The organism is Gordonia humi, from assembly GCF_014197435.1.
GTDB lineage: Bacteria > Actinomycetota > Actinomycetes > Mycobacteriales > Mycobacteriaceae > Gordonia > Gordonia humi.
In genome coordinates this window covers 479,899-497,255 of record NZ_JACIFP010000001.1, presented here as the reverse complement: position 1 = coordinate 497,255, position 17,357 = coordinate 479,899, and the positions used below count along the sequence as shown (strand labels likewise).

General features: G+C 67.7%; 12 protein-coding genes. 5 read left to right on the top strand and 7 right to left on the bottom strand.

Translation table 11 applies throughout. The features are described 5' to 3' along the window. The first annotated feature begins 100 nt into the window (after positions 1-100). On the top strand, positions 101-4,774 hold the full coding sequence (gene gltB / locus BKA16_RS02235; RefSeq protein WP_183369045.1) for a glutamate synthase large subunit: 4,674 nt from the start codon (positions 101-103) through the stop codon (positions 4,772-4,774). Further along, positions 4,767-6,221 carry a glutamate synthase small subunit gene (locus tag BKA16_RS02230; RefSeq protein ID WP_183369043.1) on the top strand — a complete coding sequence of 485 codons (1,455 nt, stop codon included), beginning with the start codon at positions 4,767-4,769 and terminating at the stop codon, positions 6,219-6,221. The genes gltB and BKA16_RS02230 overlap by 8 nt, the downstream gene beginning before the upstream one ends. A 69-nt stretch (positions 6,222-6,290) precedes the next feature. Here BKA16_RS02230 and BKA16_RS02225 read toward each other — a convergent pair whose 3' ends face one another. Genes BKA16_RS02225 through BKA16_RS02215 form a run of 3 tightly spaced genes read right to left on the bottom strand, consistent with a single transcriptional unit; the run spans position 6,291 to position 9,184 of the window. After that, positions 6,291-7,052, bottom strand: a complete 762-nt coding sequence (locus tag BKA16_RS02225) for an isocitrate lyase/PEP mutase family protein (RefSeq protein WP_183369041.1) — start codon at positions 7,050-7,052, stop codon at positions 6,291-6,293. A 39-nt stretch (positions 7,053-7,091) separates the two neighbouring features. Beyond that, the gene (locus BKA16_RS02220) at positions 7,092-8,279 is read right to left on the bottom strand and encodes an ABC transporter permease (RefSeq protein ID WP_183369039.1); all 1,188 of its coding nucleotides are present in this window, start codon (positions 8,277-8,279) and stop codon (positions 7,092-7,094) included. Next, positions 8,276-9,184 carry an ABC transporter ATP-binding protein gene (locus tag BKA16_RS02215; protein ID WP_183369037.1) on the bottom strand — a complete coding sequence of 303 codons (909 nt, stop codon included), beginning with the start codon at positions 9,182-9,184 and terminating at the stop codon, positions 8,276-8,278. The genes BKA16_RS02220 and BKA16_RS02215 overlap by 4 nt, the downstream gene beginning before the upstream one ends. Positions 9,185-9,409: 225 nt before the next feature. Here BKA16_RS02215 and BKA16_RS24030 point away from each other — a divergent pair, with 225 nt between their 5' ends. After that, entirely contained in the window at positions 9,410-9,532 is a 123-nt protein-coding gene (locus BKA16_RS24030) for a hypothetical protein (protein WP_281378381.1), read from the top strand. Here the strand turns inward: BKA16_RS24030 and BKA16_RS02210 are convergent. Then, positions 9,507-9,728, bottom strand: a complete 222-nt coding sequence (locus BKA16_RS02210) for an RNA-binding S4 domain-containing protein (RefSeq protein WP_183369035.1) — start codon at positions 9,726-9,728, stop codon at positions 9,507-9,509. The two genes, BKA16_RS24030 and BKA16_RS02210, sit on opposite strands and share 26 nt — an antisense overlap. A gap of 56 nt (positions 9,729-9,784) precedes the next feature. Here BKA16_RS02210 and lysX point away from each other — a divergent pair, with 56 nt between their 5' ends. Next, a complete protein-coding gene (lysX, locus tag BKA16_RS02205) occupies positions 9,785-13,162 on the top strand; it encodes a bifunctional lysylphosphatidylglycerol synthetase/lysine--tRNA ligase LysX (RefSeq protein ID WP_183369033.1) in 3,378 nt (1,125 codons plus the stop codon). 23 nt (positions 13,163-13,185) lie between these two features. On the opposite strand, the gene BKA16_RS02200 is transcribed toward lysX, so the two are convergent. Next, positions 13,186-13,803, bottom strand: a complete 618-nt coding sequence (locus BKA16_RS02200; protein WP_343067246.1) for a class I SAM-dependent methyltransferase — start codon at positions 13,801-13,803, stop codon at positions 13,186-13,188. Beyond that, positions 13,800-14,699 (bottom strand): LysR family transcriptional regulator, encoded by a 900-nt coding sequence (locus BKA16_RS02195; RefSeq protein WP_183369032.1) that lies wholly within the window; start codon positions 14,697-14,699, stop codon positions 13,800-13,802. Before BKA16_RS02195 ends, BKA16_RS02200 begins: the two co-directional genes overlap by 4 nt. A 118-nt stretch (positions 14,700-14,817) precedes the next feature. On the opposite strand from BKA16_RS02195, the gene BKA16_RS02190 reads away from it, so the two are divergent. Beyond that, positions 14,818-15,807, top strand: coding sequence for a YeiH family protein (locus BKA16_RS02190; protein WP_183369031.1), 990 nt, complete (start codon positions 14,818-14,820; stop codon positions 15,805-15,807). Positions 15,808-15,940: 133 nt separating this feature from the next. Here the strand turns inward: BKA16_RS02190 and BKA16_RS02185 are convergent, their stop codons facing one another. Then, on the bottom strand, positions 15,941-17,287 hold the full coding sequence (locus tag BKA16_RS02185) for an IS256 family transposase (protein ID WP_183372843.1): 1,347 nt from the start codon (positions 17,285-17,287) through the stop codon (positions 15,941-15,943). Positions 17,288-17,357 lie beyond the last annotated feature (70 nt).

The window sequence follows — 17,357 nt, the reverse complement described above, 5'->3', positions numbered from 1 at the left end:
ACGACGCTGAATCCCCGGTGATGTGCGATTCACATCAGCCCGACCGGGTCCGAGAGTGAAGAATCGGTACGCAGCGTCGCGTGCAGGAATGGCAGTTTCCATGAAGCACTTGCCTGGGCCCGTCGGGCTCTACGATCCGATCAACGAACACGATGCATGTGGTGTGGCGTTCGTCGTCGACATGCACGGACGACGCAGCCGCGACATCGTCGAGAAGGCGATCACCGTGCTGGTCAACCTCGAACACCGTGGTGCCGCGGGTGCCGAGCCCAACACGGGCGACGGCGCGGGCATCATGATTCAGGTTCCGGACCGCTTCCTGCGCGAGGCGGTCGACTTCGACCTGCCCGCCGAGGGCGCGTACGCCACCGGCATCGCCTTCCTCCCGCAGTCGGCGCAGGACGTGCGCGACGCCGTCGCGGGCGTCGAGAAGATCGTCGCCGACGAGGGGCTCGAACTCCTCGGCTGGCGCGAGGTCCCGGTCGACGAATCGTCGCTGGGCGCGCTCGCCCGCGACGCCATGCCGACGTTCCGCCAGGTGTTCCTGGCGCTCGCCGGGAGCGACGCGAGCGGGAGCGATCCGGACAGTGCGGAGGTGATGGACCTCGAGCGCAAGGCCTACGTCGTCCGCAAGCGGGTCCAGTACGAGCTCGGGGAGAAGGGCGCGGGTCAGGACGGCCCGGGCCGCGACACCGTCTACTTCCCGAGCCTGTCGGGGCAGACCATGGTCTACAAGGGCATGCTGACGACGCCGCAGCTGCGCGACTTCTACCTCGACCTGCAGGACGAGCGCGTCGAGAGTGCGCTCGGCATGGTCCACTCGCGCTTCTCCACCAACACGTTCCCGTCCTGGCCGCTCGCGCACCCCTTCCGCCGCGTCGCCCACAACGGCGAGATCAACACGGTCACCGGTAACGAGAACTGGATGCGTGCCCGTGAAGCGCTGATCGACACCGACGCGTTCGGCGGCGCCGGGAGCGCGGCGAGCGAGCCGGCTCGAAGCAGCCTGGCTGACAAGATCTTCCCGGTGTGCACGCCGGGCGCCTCCGACACCGCTCGATTCGACGAGGTCCTCGAACTGCTGCACCTCGGCGGCCGCAGCCTGCCGCACGCGGTCCTGATGATGGTGCCCGAGGCGTGGGAGCGCAGCGAGGACATGAAGCCCGAGCACCGGGCGTTCTACGAGTACCACTCGGCCCTCATGGAGGCCTGGGACGGACCGGCGTCGGTGTGCTTCACGGACGGCACCGTGATCGGCGCGGTCCTGGACCGCAACGGTCTGCGCCCGTCCCGCATCTGGGTCACCAAGGACGGTCTCGTCGTACTGGGCTCCGAAGTCGGCGTCCTCGACATCGCGCCCGAGGACATCGTCACCCGAACGCGGCTGCAGCCGGGCAAGATGTTCCTGGTTGACACCGCGCAGGGTCGCATCGTCGCCGATGAGGAGGTCAAGGACTCCCTCGCCGGTGAGCACCCGTACCAGGAGTGGCTCGACGCCAACCAGGTGAAGCTGGAGGATCTGCCCGCGCCGCCGCACCGCCATATGGCGCACGACCGCGTCGCCCTGCGCCAGCAGGTCTTCGGCTACACCAACGAGGACCTGAACATCCTCATCTCGCCGATGGCGGCGACCGGAGCCGAGGCCATCGGATCGATGGGCACCGACACGCCTGTCGCCGTGCTGTCGTCCCGACCGCGCATGCTGTTCGACTACTTCCAGCAGATGTTCGCGCAGGTCACCAACCCGCCGCTGGACGCGATCCGCGAGGAGATCGTCACCAGCATCCGGCACCGTATCGGCGGCGAGCGCGATCTGCTGAAGCCCGGTGCGGACTCGGCTAAGCAGATCGTGCTGAGCCAGCCGATCCTCGACAACGACGACCTCGCTCGTCTGGTCGACATCGACGGCGAGGCGACCGGTTTCGGATCGGTCCACATTCACGGCCTGTACCCGGTCGCGGAGGGCGGCGCCGGCCTGCGCGCCGCGCTCGACCAGGTGCGAGCGAAGGCGTCCGCGGCCATCGCCGACGGTGCGCGGATCATCGTGCTGTCCGACCGCGAGTCCGACGAGACGCTCGCACCGATCCCGTCGTTGCTGCTGACCGCCGCCGTCCACCATCACCTGGTGCGTGAGCGGACCCGCACCCGCGCGAGCATCGTCGTCGAGTCCGGCGACGCCCGCGAAGTGCACCACATGGCGCTGCTCGTCGCGTTCGGCGCCAGCGGCATCAACCCGTACATGGCGTTCGAGACCATCGAGGACATGCTCGAGTCGGGTTCACTCACCGTGCCCGGCACCGACGACCTCGACCACGCCGCCCGCTTCGTCAAGGCCCGCACCAACTACATCAAGGCCGCGGGCAAGGGCGTGCTCAAGGTGATGAGCAAGATGGGCATCTCCACGGTCCCGTCGTACAACGGTGCCCAGCTGTTCCAGGTGATCGGCATCGCACAGGACGTGGTCGACGAGTTCTTCACTGGCCTGAACAGCCAGCTCGACGGCATCGGACTCGATGAGATCGCGGGCGAGGTGGCGCGCAGGCATTCCGTGGCCTTCACCGACCGCCCGAGCGAGCGCGCCTACCGTGAACTCGAGATCAGCGGCGAGTACCAGTGGCGCCGCGAGGGCGAGTACCACCTGTTCAACCCGGACACCGTGTTCAAACTGCAGCACGCCACCCGCACCGGGCAGTACAGCGTGTTCAAGGAGTACACCAAGCTCGTCGACGACCAGTCGAGCAGACTGGGCACCCTGCGCGGTCTGTTCGACTTCAACTTCGGCGACCGGGACCCGATCCCGCTCGACAAGGTGGAGCCGGCGAGTGAGATCGTCAAACGCTTCTCGACGGGCGCGATGAGCTACGGCTCCATCTCCGCCGAGGCGCACGAGACGCTGGCCATCGCCATGAACCGGTTGGGCGGACGCTCCAACTCCGGCGAGGGCGGCGAGGATCCGCGTCGTTTCAGTCACGACGAGAACGGCGACTGGCGACGCAGCGCGATCAAGCAGGTCGCGTCGGGTCGGTTCGGCGTCACCAGCCACTACCTGAGCAACTGCACCGACATCCAGATCAAGATGGCGCAGGGCGCCAAGCCCGGTGAGGGCGGGCAGCTGCCGCCGCACAAGGTGTACCCGTGGGTCGCCGAGGTCCGCGGCTCCACCCCGGGCGTCGGCCTCATCTCGCCGCCGCCGCACCACGACATCTACTCGATCGAGGACCTCGCGCAGCTGATCCACGATCTGAAGAACGCGAATCCGGCCGCGCGCATCCACGTCAAGCTCGTCTCCGAACTCGGCGTGGGCACCGTCGCCGCCGGTGTGTCGAAGGCGCACGCCGACGTCGTCCTGATCTCCGGGCACGACGGCGGAACCGGCGCGAGCCCGCTGACCTCGCTCAAGCACGCGGGCGCCCCGTGGGAGATCGGTCTGGCCGAGACCCAGCAGACGCTGCTGCTCAACGGTCTGCGCGACCGCATCGTCGTGCAGGTCGACGGCCAGCTCAAGACCGGTCGCGATGTGATGATCGCGGCACTCCTCGGCGGCGAGGAGTTCGGATTCGCGACCGCACCGCTCGTCGTCTCGGGTTGTGTCATGATGCGCGTCTGCCACCTGGACACCTGCCCGGTGGGTGTCGCGACGCAGAACCCGCTGCTGCGCGAGCGCTTCTCCGGTAAGCCCGAGTTCGTCGAGAACTTCATGCTGTACATCGCCGAAGAGGTTCGGGAGCTGTTGGCGCGCCTCGGTTTCCGCACACTGAACGAGGCCATCGGGCGGTTCGACGCGCTCGACACCACCAAGGCGCTGGCGCGTTGGAACGGCACCAAGGCCGGCAAGCTCGACCTGTCGCCGATTCTGACCAGCCCGGAGTCGCCGTTCATGAACCAGGACCTGTACTGCACGGGCACCCAGGATCACGGACTCGACAAGGCGCTCGACAACGAGCTCATCGTCAAGGCCCGGGCGGCCGTCGAATCCGGCACCCGCGTCAACCTGACCAGCCCGATCACCAACGTGAACCGGACGGTCGGCACCATGCTCGGCCACGAGGTCACCAAGGCGTACGGTGCGCAGGGACTGCCCGACGGCACCATCTCGATCGACTTCACCGGGTCGGCGGGCAACAGTTTCGGCGCGTTCGTCCCGCGCGGGATCACGATGCGCCTCGAAGGCGACGCCAACGACTTCGTCGGCAAGGGCCTGTCGGGTGGCAAGCTCGTGATCCGTCCGCCGCGCAACGCTCCCGCCGACTTCGTCGCCGAGGAGAACATCATCGCGGGCAACGTGATCGGCTTCGGCGGCACCGGCGGAAAGATCTTCCTGCGCGGTGTCGCGGGCGAGCGCTTCTGCGTCCGCAACTCCGGAGTGCAGGCCGTCGTCGAAGGCGTCGGCGACCACGGTTGCGAGTACATGACCGGTGGCAGCGTCGTCGTGCTCGGCGCGACGGGCCGCAACTTCGCGGCAGGCATGTCGGGCGGCGTCGCGTACGTCTACGACCCCAAGGACACGTTCGAGGCGAATCTGAACGCCGAACTCGTCGACCTGGAGGAACTCGACGCCGACGACGTCCTCTTCCTGGAGGGCGTGCTGACCGAGCACCGTGACGAGACCGGTTCGACGGTGGCCGCGGCCGTCCTCGACGACTGGTCGATCCGACAGGGGCACTTCGTCAAGGTGATGCCCCGTGACTACAAGAAGGTTCTCGCCGCCATCGACGTCGCCGAGAAGACCGGACGAGATGTGAACGACGCGATCATGGAGGCGGCTCGTGGCTGATCCCAGAGGTTTTCTCAAGCACACCGACCGCGAGACGCCGACCCGGCGCCCGGTGGACCTGCGGCTCATGGACTGGAAAGAGGTCTACAACGACTTCGCCGACTCCACTCTGCAGACCCAGGCCAGCCGCTGCATGGACTGCGGAATCCCGTTCTGCCACAACGGCTGTCCGCTCGGGAATCTGATCCCCGAGTGGAACGACCTGGTCTACAAGGGCCAGTGGGACGCCGGCATCGACCGGCTGCACGCGACCAACAACTTCCCGGAGTTCACCGGACGCCTGTGCCCGGCGCCGTGTGAGGCATCGTGCGTGCTCGGCATCAACCAGCCCGCCGTGACCATCAAGCAGGTCGAGGTGGAGCTGATCGAGAAGGCGTGGGACTCCGGAACCGTCGCGCCGGTCCTGCCGTCCGAGAAGTCGGGCCGCAAGGTCGCCGTCGTGGGTTCGGGTCCCGCCGGTCTGGCCGCGGCCCAGCAGCTGACGCGGGCCGGTCACGATGTGACCGTCTTCGAGCGCGCCGATCGCATCGGCGGTCTGATGCGGTACGGCATCCCCGAGTTCAAGATGGAGAAGCGGTTCATCGACCGACGTCTGGAGCAGATGGAGGCCGAAGGCACCGTCTTCCGCGCCGGCGTCAACGTGGGTGTCGATGTGACCGTCGAGCAGTTGCGCGGCGACTTCGACGCCGTCGTCCTGGCCAACGGCTCCACGATCGGCCGCGATCTGCCGATCCCGGGCCGCGAGCTGACCGGCATCCACCAGGCGATGGAGTTCCTGCCGCAGGCCAACCGCGTGCAGCAGGGCGACACCGTCGAGAACCAGATCACCGCCGAGGGCAAGAGCGTCGTGATCATCGGCGGCGGCGACACCGGAGCCGACTGCCTCGGCACCGCGCTGCGTCAGGGGGCCAAGCAGGTCCACCAGTTCGAGATCATGCCGAAGCCGCCGATCGAGCGCGCCGAGTCGACCCCGTGGCCGACCTACCCGCTCATGTACCGTGTCGCATCCGCTCATGAGGAGGGCGGTGAGCGCGTCTACAGCGTGAACACCGAGCAGTTCACCGGATCCGACGGCACGGTGACCGCACTGAAGGCGCACGAAGTGACGATGGTGAACGGCCGCTTCGAGAAGGTGGAGGGCTCCGACTTCGAGCTCGAAGCCGACCTCGTCCTCCTCGCGATGGGCTTCGTCGGGCCCGAGCGGGGCGATCTGCTCGACGAGCTGGGCGCCACCTACGACGCCCGTGGCAACGTCGCCCGCGATGCCGACTTCGGTGCGGTCGGTCTGCCGGGCGTGTTCGTGGCGGGCGACGCCGGTCGCGGACAGTCGCTGATCGTCTGGGCCATCGCCGAGGGCCGTTCGGCCGCCGCGGGTGTGGACCGCTACCTGGCAGGACAGACGCTGCTTCCCGCACCGATCGTTCCGACGCAGGTGGCGCAGAGGTAGCGTTCCACGTCACTGAGAGCTTCGGCCCTCCTCACCGGACCCGTCCGGCGAGGAGGGCCGACGTCGTCGTCAGCGCCAGCGACCCAGCAGTTCCGTCGCCTTCTCCGCGAGCGCGGCCTGCAGGAACGGCCCGAAACTGATCCGTCCGACGCCGAGCGGGCCGAACGTCGCCGGGTCGTCGACGCCGGGCAGCGCGATCACGTTGACCGGCAGCGACAGTGCGTCGGTCAGGCGTTTCACCGTGTCGGGATCATGGCGGCCCACCGGGTACAGGCAGTCCGCTCCGGCGTCGGCGGCCTCCGTGAGCCGAGCGATGGCCCGGTCGACGCGGTCGGCGTCGTCGCCGTCCTGGCGGAGGAAGAGATCGGTGCGAGCGTTGATCACGATGTGCACCTTCGCCTCGTCCGCGGCGGCACGCAGCGCGCGGACGAACTCGGCGTGTTCGGTCGACGAACGCAGTCGGCCTCCGTCGCCGTGGACGGTGTCCTCGATGTTGAGGCCGACCGCACCGACGTCCAGAAGTCCGGACACGAGCCGCTGAGGGCTCTCACCGTAGCCCGACTCGATGTCGACCGAGATCGGTACGTCGACGGCGTCGGTGATCTGTGCGACGCGGGTCAGAAGGTCGGCGTAGGACATTCCCTCGTTGTCGGTCTTCCCGATGGAGTCGGCGACCGGATGGCTGCCGACGGTGAGGGCGGTGAAGCCCGCGTCGACGGCGAGCTTCGCCGACCATGCGTCCCAGACGGTCGGCAGGATCACCGGGGTGCCGGGGCGGTGGAGAGCGAGGAGTGTTCGGGCGCGGTCGGCGAGGACGTCGATGGAGGTCATCCCACAGGCTTACCCAACGCCGGTGCGGTTGTCGACGCCCTACTTCCCCAACGCCGTCTTCCATGGAACGCGCGCGCCGGTGAGGAGCACCGACCGCCGGTAGATCCGTCCGGCGACCCAGACGGCGATCGCGGTCACGACGGCCATCACCACACATGATCCCGCAACCTCGAACCAGCTGGACTCATCGGTCGCCACGCGCATCGGGATCACTGTCGACGAGAACGGTGGAATCCATGCCAGGACGCTCATCAGCGACGATCCGGGAGACGTGATGCCGAAGATGCCGGCGTACAGGGTTGCCATCGCGATGATCATCAACGGCCATGAGGCGCTGTTGATCTCCTCCTGACGGGACACCATCGCGCCCGTCGCGGCGTAGAGGGCGGCGAAGAACAGGAAGCCCAGGATCAGCCAGACGATCGAGACGCCGAGCATCGCACCGGCGACGCTGGGTATGGTCAGCAGCCCGGTCGCGGTCGCCGTGATGAACCCGGCGGCGGCGAACAGCAGTGTCGACGCCATCTGCACGATGCCGATGCCGAGGATCTTGCCCCACAGCAGATGACCGGGCTTCACCGTGGCGAGCAGGATCTCGACGATCCGCGACACCTTCTCCTCGACCACGCCGACGGCGACGGCCATGCCACCGCCGAAGACCATCATGAACATCAGCAGGGTGCCGACGTACGACAGCGCGAGTCGCTGCCCCTGATCGTCGGCGACCTTCTTGGTCCGTTCGACGGTGACGCTCGTGTTCTGCTGCAGCGTCGCCGGATCGGTGCCGGCCTTCTGCAGGGCGGCGTCGACGGCGGCCGACGAGATGCCGCCCTTGATCGCCGCCTCGAGGTCCGAATCGAGTTCGTCCTCGGAGTAGACGCGGAATCCGCCGCCCGGCTCGGCGACGACGGCGGCCTTCACTGAGCCGTCGGCGGCCTGGGTCCGGGCGTCGGCCGAGTCGGTGAGCTTCAACGTGACGCCCAACTGCTCGCCGGTCGCGGTGATCGACGCCTTGGCCCCGGGGCTGACACCCTGCGTCGCGACGGTCTCGGTCTTCGGACCGTCGTCGCCGACGAACTGTGCGGCGACGATGCAGCCGACGATCGCCACCAGCAGCATGATCACGTTGGTGACGACGAACGAGCGGGTCCGGACGCGGGTGGTGATCTCACGAGCCGCGATCAGACGGACCGAGGTCCACGCGGAGGCTGGTTCGGGGGTGCTCATTGCGCGGTCACGACCTCTCGGAACATCTCGGTCAGATCGGGGGTGGCGGACGCGAACGCGTGCACCGGCCCGGTCGCCAGGGCCGCGGTCAGGATCCGCTGGTCGTCGTGCGATCCGTCCACCTGCAGCACGGTCTCGCCGCCGTAGTCGGCGCGTACGACGCCGGGCAGCGTGTCGGCCCAGCCGTGCGGAGCGTTCGGCGCGTCGATCCGCAGCCGTACTCCGCCGCGGGCCCGGAGCTCGTCGACGGCTCCCAGCGCACGCATCCGGCCTTTGGCGATGATGCCGACGCGGTCGCACAGACGTTGGACCAGCTCCAACTGATGGCTGGAGAACAGGACGGGCACGCCGTCGCGCGACTTCTCCAGGATCACCTCGCTCATGACGTCGACGGCGACCGGGTCGAGGCCGGAGAACGGCTCGTCCAGGACGAGGACGTCGGGAGCGAAGACCAGGGCGGCCGCGAGCTGCACACGTTGCTGATTGCCGAGGGACAGGTCGCCGACGTTGTCGCGGATGCGGGCCTCGACGCCGAGGCGCTGAGTCCAGTACGCGGTGGCGTCCGCGGCGTCGGACGCCGACAGACCGTGGAGTCGAGCCAGGTAGACCAACTGGTCGCCGACCTTCATCTTCGGATACAGGCCGCGTTCCTCGGGCATGTAGCCGATCCGCCGTCGGATGTCGGCGTCGATCACGCGGCCGTCGAAGAGCGCCTCGCCCGAGTTCGCCGCCAGCACGCCCAGGATGATCCGCATCGTGGTCGACTTGCCCGCACCGTTGGATCCCACGAAACCGAAGATCTCGCCCGCGCCCACCTCGAACGACACGTCCGACAACGCGGTGAGGGAACCGAAGGTCTTGTTGAGCCCGACGACCGCGAGGCCCCCGGAATCCGCTGATGCCATGTGCGCGACGCCTCTCGTCGTGGTCTGATCGGCCGACGTCTCACGGTAGCGCGTGATCCGGCTCTCCCGCACGGCGACCACGACGGGCACCGAATGTGAAATGACCCTCGTTCGCGGCGGTGCGGCTAACGTTTCGCGGCCGAAGCGACGATGATCTAGTGAGACTAATTCAGAGAGTCTCGGGGAGGAGACAACCTCATGCAGTCCAGTCGTCAACGACGCCGCATGTCATTCACGAGCATCACCCGCATCTTCGGTGCGCGGCCGAAGGCCCCGGCGGAACTGGCCGAGCAGAGCGAGCGTCTTGCGACCACCGCCGAACTCACCCGGCTGCGACCCGCACGCTGACTCCACCCACCTCGACGACGTCGCCGACCGTCAACTGACGACCGCGACGCGTTTCGACGTCGCCGTTCACCGACACCAGACCGTCGCCGACGACGACCTTGGCATCCGCCCCGGTATCGATGAGATTCGCCAGCTTCAGGAACTGCCCAAGTCGGATTGATTGATCCCGGATCTCGATGTCGTCCACGCGAGTCATTCTCCCACGCGAGGGGTCATAAGCGTGGACACAGGATCGGGGCATAACTTCTCGACATGGCAGATGCACGTTCTCCGCGCAGTCCCGACGAACTGAACTCCCGCGAAGCCGGGCGGCGAGCCAGCGCTGTCCGGCGGGCGAGCGGCGCGGTCGACAGGATCACCCACCCGCAGGGCTTCGGACACACGGTGCCGGAGAAGGCGGGCACCCTCGTCGGTCTGCTCGCCGTCGTCTCGCTGCTGTCGGCGGTCATTCCGCCGTTCCACCGACTGATTCGAGTGCCGCAGCACTACATCGACAGTCACCTGTTCCCGTTGCCGAGCACCAGTCTCGCGTGGACGGTGGTCCTCGGACTCCTCGCGGTCTCGCTGGGGCAGCGCAAACGAATCGCGTGGTGGATCACCGTGGGCGTGTTGGGAGCCTCCGCGACCGTGAATCTCCTCGTCGTACTGGTCGCAGGTCTCGGCAGACGCTACTACGACGACCGCGTCCCATCCGCGATCGGTCTGGTCGTCGACGTCCTCGCCCTCCTGGTGATGGTCGCCTCGTACCGGCAGTTCTCGACGAGGGTGCGCCGCGGCGCGATCCGGGCCGCACTCGCCGTCCTGACCGGTGGTCTCGCCGTCGGCACCGCGGTCGGCTGGGGTCTGGTGACGCTCGCACCGGGCACATTGCGGTCGGGGGAGCGGCTGCCGTACGCGTTCGATCACGTCGTCGCCTTCTCCTCGCTCGAACTGCACCGGCTCGGTGACCACCACGCGCCCGGCATCATCACCTGGCTCCTCGGCCTGTTCGGCGCGCTCGCGCTGATCGCCGCGGGCGTCGTCCTGTTCCGCTCGCAACGGCTCGCCTCGCTGATGACCGCCGCCGACGAACGGCTCGTCCGCGCGTTGATCACTGCCTACGGAGACGACGACTCCCTCGCGTACTTCTCGACCCGACGAGACAAGGCGGTCGTCTTCGCCTCCGACGGCCGCGCCGCGATCACGTATCGCGTGGAGTTGTCGACCGCCGTCGCGGGCGGCGACCCGATCGGCGACCCGGATTCGTGGGCCGACGCGATCGCCGAGTTCATGGCGCTCGCCGAACGCTACGGATGGCGTCCGGCCGCGCTCGGGGTCAGTGCGGCGGGCGCCCACACGTTCGAGGCCGCGGGGCTGACCGCTCTCACGATCGGCGACGAGGCGATCCTGCACGTCGCCGACTACTCGCTGTCCGGTCCGGACCGCAAGAGCGTCCGAGGTTCGGTGGCCCGGGTGAAGCGTCTCGGCGTCACCGTCCGCATCCGACGCTTCGCCGAGCTGAGCGTCGACGAACTCGTACAGGTCTGTCGTCGCGCCGACGAATGGCGCGACACCGAGGACGAGCGCGGCTTCGCGATGGCGCTGAGTCGAGTCGGCGACCCCGCGGACGGCGACTGCCTGCTCGTCGAAGCGGTGAAGTACGCCGACACCGACGACGAACAGGTCATCGGCATGCTCGGATTCGTTCCGTGGGGCGCCACCGGCGCCTCGCTGGACCTCATGCGCCGCGACCGGCAGGGACCCAACGGCGTCGTCGAGACGATGGTGTCCGAGTTCGCGCGGAACGCGGGCACGGTCGGGGTCACGCGGATCTCGCTGAACTTCGCCACATTCCGCGGGGTCTTCGTCAAAGGGGCCGAGATCGGCTCGAGCCCGGTCACCAAGGCGGCCCACGGAGTGCTGGGCTTCGTCTCGCGCTACTACCAGATGGAGTCGCTGTACCGGTCGAACGAGAAGTACCGACCCGACTGGGTGCCGCGCTACGTCTGTTACGCCGGCGGACGATCGCTGCCGCGGGTCGGTTTGGCATCCGTCGTCGCCGAAGGATTCGTGCAGTTGCCGGGGGCGGCACGCCGGGAACGTCACTACACGCGCGGCGCCGCGGCGATCCCCGACGGCGTCGACGTCGACGAGTTGATCGCCGCCGTCGAGGCGACTCAGGTCGCGGCGTCCGCCTCCGCTCCGCACCGTCCCGAACAGGTCAAGGTGCGGCTGTCCAAGCTGCAGCGACTCGTCGACGACGCCGTCGATCCGTACCCGGTAGCTCAGGCGCCGACGCACACCGTGGCCGCAGCCGTCGCGGAGCCGGCGGGGACCCGGGTGTCGGTCGCGGGACGGATCGTCGCCCTCCGCGACTTCGGATCCGTGGTGTTCGCGCGCTGCCGCGACTGGTCCGGCGACGTGCAGCTCCTCGTCGAACCGGGTGCGATCGACGGCCCCGACTTCGCCTCCTCGCTGGATCTCGGCGATCTGATCGGTGCGACGGGGCTGATCGGATCGAGCCGCAGCGGCGAGCTGTCGGTGCTCATCGACGGCTGGCACCTCGACGGCAAGTGCCTGCATCCACTGCCCGACAAGTGGGCGGGTCTGTCCGATCCGGAGGCCAAGGTGCGCAGACGCTACCTCGACCTCGCCGTCGATCCGTCGGCGCGTCGGCAGCTCGTCGCCCGGTCGGCGGTGGTGGGCGCGCTGCGTCGACACATGTCCGACAACGGTTTCCTCGACGTCGAGACGCCGATCCTGCAACCGGTGCACGGTGGGGCCAACGCCGCGCCGTTCCGGACGCACATCAACGCCTACGACCTCGACCTGTACCTGCGGATCGCCCCCGAGCTCTATTTGAAGCGGTTGTGCGTCGCCGGTGTGGAGAAGGTCTTCGAGATCGGCCGCAATTTCCGCAACGAGGGCGTCGACCATTCGCACAATCCCGAGTTCACGAGTCTGGAAGCGTATGCGGCGCACCAGGACTACGAGTCGATGCGGGGGCTGGCCCGCGAGATGATCATCGCTGCGGCGGTAGCGGTGCACGGTGAGCCGGTGATCGAGCGGATCGTCGACGGCGGTCGCGAACGGGTCGACATCTCCGGGCCGTGGCCGGTGGTGTCCGTGCACGACGCGGTGTCGCGCGCGTGCGGCGCGAAGATCACGCCGTCGTCGACGGCGGATGCGCTCGCCCAGATCTGCCGCGTTCACGACATCCCGGTGCGCCCCGACTGGGACGCCGGGCACATCGTGCTCGAGATGTACGAGCACCTCGTCGAGGGGGAGACCGAGTTCCCGACGTTCTACCGAGACTTCCCGACGTCGACGTCGCCGCTGACCAGGGCGCATCGGAGCATCGACGGGGTCGCCGAGCGTTGGGACCTCGTGGCCTGGGGCATGGAGCTGGGCACCGCGTACACCGAGCTGACCGATCCGTTGGAGCAGCGCGCCAGGCTCACCGCGCAGTCGATCAAGGCGGCGGGCGGCGACGTCGAGGCGATGGAGGTCGACGAGGACTTCCTCACCGCACTCGAATACGCGATGCCGCCGACGGGTGGACTCGGTATCGGCGTGGACCGCGTCGTCATGCTGATCACCGGTCGCTCGATCCGGGAGTCGCTGGCGTTCCCGTTGGTGAAGCCGCGATAGCGCCGAGTGGAATCAGTCGTCGATCAGCGTCGCGCGCACACGTGGAACTCGGGAAAACGGCCGTACCCGTCGGACGGGCGGCTCACCGTGCGCCAGAGTTCCGCGAAGCCGGCATCGGACAGCGCCCGCACGACCTCGTCGGGATGCCAGCGCCACGCCGGTGCGACGGCGTGGTCGAACGGGGCGGTACCCGATTCATCGGTCGACTGTCCCGCGAGCAGGACCACCGATCCGGAGCGCAGCCGAGCGGCCCAGTCACGCAAGGTCTCTCGAACCTGTTCCGGAGCGACGTGAATCAAGCTGTAGCGGGCGATCACCCCGGCCGCGGCACCCAGGTCGACGCTGCCCAACGACGCGTCGTCTCGGGTGAACGACAGATCCCGATAGGCGAGTCGTGCCTGGTCGAGCATGCCTGCACTCGGGTCGACGGCGGTCACGGAGAATCCCGCGGTCGTGAGGTGCGCGGCGATGTGCCCGGTGCCGCAGCCGACGTCGACGATCGTCGGACCGAGGTCCGCGGCTCGTACGTGCGCGGCGAACGCGTCGACGGCACCCCGTTCGAGCGGGGTCTGGAACGGGTCGGGCAGCACCCGCGCGTACTCGGCGGCCATGGCGTCGTAGCCGGGCTGTACATCGGTCACGGTGTCGACTTCCTTGCGATGCGGACGAGTTCGGCTGCGGGACCGCGCAGTTCACGGGGCGGTCGCCACACCGCGCGGAGTCGGCGGGTCAGGTCCAGGCCGTCCACTTCCACCGGTCGCACCGCGCCGGACCGCGCTTCGTCCGCGATCGCGAGTGTACTGAGCACCGCGGGGCCCACCCCCGCGGCGACGGATGTTCGGATCGCCGCGCTGCTGCCGAGTTCGAGGATCGGGTCGGCGCGCGCATAGCCTGCCAGGGCCTCGTCGAGCGTGATGCGGGTCCCCGATCCGGGCTCCCGGACGAGGAGCGGTGTAGCGGCGAGTTCCTCGGCGGTGACCTTCCGGCGACGTCTGGTCCAGGGATGGTCCGGCGGGACCACGAGCACCAGTCGGTCCCGTGCGACGACGGTGTCGCAGAGCGTGGACGGCACGGTCGGCGACTCGACGAAGCCGACATCGCAGGCGTCGTTGGCCAGGGAGACGAAGACCGTCGACGAGTTCAGAACACGCAGATGCACGGTCACCTCGGGGAACCGCGCGCGGAACACGCCGAGCCAGCGGGGGAGGAGGTGTTCGGCGACGGTCATCGACGCGCCCACCGTCATCTCGGCGGTGTGGTCGGTGTGGAGCCCGGATGCGACGTCGAGCATCTGCGCGGTGTCGTCGATGATCTTGCGTGCCCAGTGGACGAGGACGGTGCCCTGGGCGGTGAGCGTCGAACCGACGGTCGCGCGTTTGAGCAGTGGCACGCCGAGTTGACGTTCGAGACGCGAGACGGACCGGCTCGCGTTCGGTTGGGCGACGCCGCATGCGCGGGCGGCCGCGCTGAGGCTGCCGTGATCGTCGACGCCGACGAGCAGTTCGAGTGCTCCGAGGTCGAGCGATCGTAGATCCATGGGTCGACTCTAACCTGCGGTGATGCGATTCAGATATGGATCGTCCATATCAAGGAGATATGACGGCATATCGAACGGCGGGGTTCCGGCAGGTGGTCTCTTCGCCGAAGCTTGAAGCATGACGATGCTCAAACCGCAGGTGGCCGACGTGGTTCCAGGACTCGCGCTGGCCGCGGTCGGCACTGCGATCGCTGTCGGGATCAACGCCTTCGTGCCCGCGGTGAGCTCTCTTCTGATCGCGATCGTCCTGGGCGCGGTCTGCGCCAATGCGACCGCATTGCCCGATGTCGTGCGGCCGGGGCTGACGATCGTCTCGAAGAGCGTGCTTCGCATCGGCGTCGCTCTGCTCGGTCTGCAACTGGTCGTCGGTGACATCCTGGGTCTCGGATTCGGTGTGATCGCGATGGTCGTCGTCATCGTGGTCGGCGGCATTCTCGGAACCCTGTACATCGGGAAGCTCCTCGGTATCCCGTTCGCTCAGCGTCTGCTGATCGCCTGCGGGAGCTCCATCTGCGGGGCGGCCGCGGTCGCCGCGGTCGACGGTGTCATCGACGCGGATGACGAGGACGTGGCGGCGGCCGTCGCCTGCGTCGTCGTATTCGGTACCGTGCTGATCCCCGCGCTCCCGTTCGCCGCACACCTGATGGGGCTGTCCGACCACGATGCGGGAATGTGGGCGGGCGGATCGATCCACGAGGTCGCCCAGGTCGTGGCGGCGGGAGGAATGATCGGAGGCGGCGCGCTCGCCGTCGCCGTGGTGGTGAAGCTGGCTCGCGTGATCCTGCTCGCTCCGGTTCTCGCCGTACTGAGCATCCGGCAGCGCACCCACGCACAGGGCACGGGAAAGCGTCCGCCGCTGGTACCGCTGTTCGTGATCGGCTTCCTGGCCTTCGTCGCGCTGCGCTCGACCGGCGTCGTCCCCGATCCGGTGCTCGCGGTGGGTAAACAGATCCAGGTGATCGCACTGACCGCGGCGATGTTCGGACTCGGCACCGGCGTCCGGATCACGATGTTCCGGTCGGTGGGCGCGCGTCCATTCGTCCTCGCGGCTTGTGCGACCGTCCTGGTGGGACTGCTCGGGCTGGGCGGTGTGCTGCTGGTGGGCTGAGCGATCCGAGAATGTCGTAGGTGCTTGTTAGTGTGTGGTCAAAGGTCGAAAACGGCTATGACCAGCACTTACAAGGGGGTGAATCCGATGAGAGCCTGTCAAGTTTTCTGTGTAAGTCGGTCTAGTGTTCGAGTTAGAGGTGACGGTCGATTCGTTCGGGATAGACCATCGATAACTGTTCGAGAGCGCGTTTCCAGTTCGTGGTGACCGCACCCTCGACGAGGCGTCCGGAGGCTCGTCGATCAGCGGCGTTCTTCCCGCGCTCCTTGGCGCGTTCGCGGGCGCGTTTGTCCTCGATGTTGCAGATGGCCAGCCACAACAGCTTCACTGCCGCGGCGTCGTTGGGGAACTGCCCGCGGTTCTTCGTGACCTTGCGCAGCTGGAAGTTCAACGACTCGATCGCGTTGGTCGTGTAGATGACCTTCCGTAACTCGGGAGGGAACGTCAGGAACGGGATGAACCGGTCCCACGCTGCCCGGAACGACTTCACTGCCGATGGATACTTCCGCCCCATGTCGGAGTCTTCGAACGCGTCTAATGCGTCGGCGGCGGCCTGCTCGGTCGAGGCCTGATAGATCGGCTTCAACAGGCGCACGACGGCTTTGCGGTCGGTGTAGGAGACGAACCGCATCGACGCCCGGATCAGGTGCACCACACATGTTTGGACCGTCGCTTGCGGCCACGTGGCCTCAACGGCCTCAGCGAACCCGGTCAGCCCGTCACAGCACACGATGAGCACGTCCGCGACTCCGCGGTTGCGGAGCTCGGCGCAGACCCCAGCCCAGAACTTGGCACCCTCATGCTCCTGGATCCAGATGCCCAGGACGTGTTTGACCCCGTCCATGTCGACGCCGACGGCAATGTGCGCGGCCTTGTTGATCACGTGCCCGCCGTCACGGATCTTGACCACGATCGCGTCCAGGTAGATGACCGGGTACAGGGCGTCGAGGTCGCGGGTCTGCCACCGGGTCACTTCGTCGGAGACCTCGTCGGTGATCTTCGAAATCGTCTCGTGCGACAAGTCGGTGCCGATCGTCGAGATCAGGTGATGCTGAATGTCTCGGATCGTCATCCCACCCGCATACAGGGACACGATCATCCCGTCGAGCCCGTCGAGGCGGCGCTGCCCCTTACGCACGAGCATCGGCGTGAAGGTGCCGTCCCGATCACGCGGGACGCTGATCTCCACATCGCCGACCTCGGTCGCCAGCGTCTTCGCGCTGTAGCCGTTGCGCGAGTTCGGAAACGACGAGGCGTCGGCGTCACCAGTCTCGTAGCCGAGGTGCTCGGTCAGCTCGACGTTGAGCCCTCGCTCGAGGGTGGCCTTCAACAAGGCGTTGAGGAGGCCGTCTTCGCCGGCGATCGGCTGGCCGGCGTCGATCTGGGCGAACACGCCGTCCAACGCCCCGGAAGCGACGAGTTGATCGACGGTCGCTGCCTGGCGTCGTCGGCGTTCTTCACGCGAAACAGGTTGATCCACAACTACATTCTCTTCGATGGTCACGAGGTGAGTTCCTTTCAGGACTGAACATCACCGCTTACACACACCA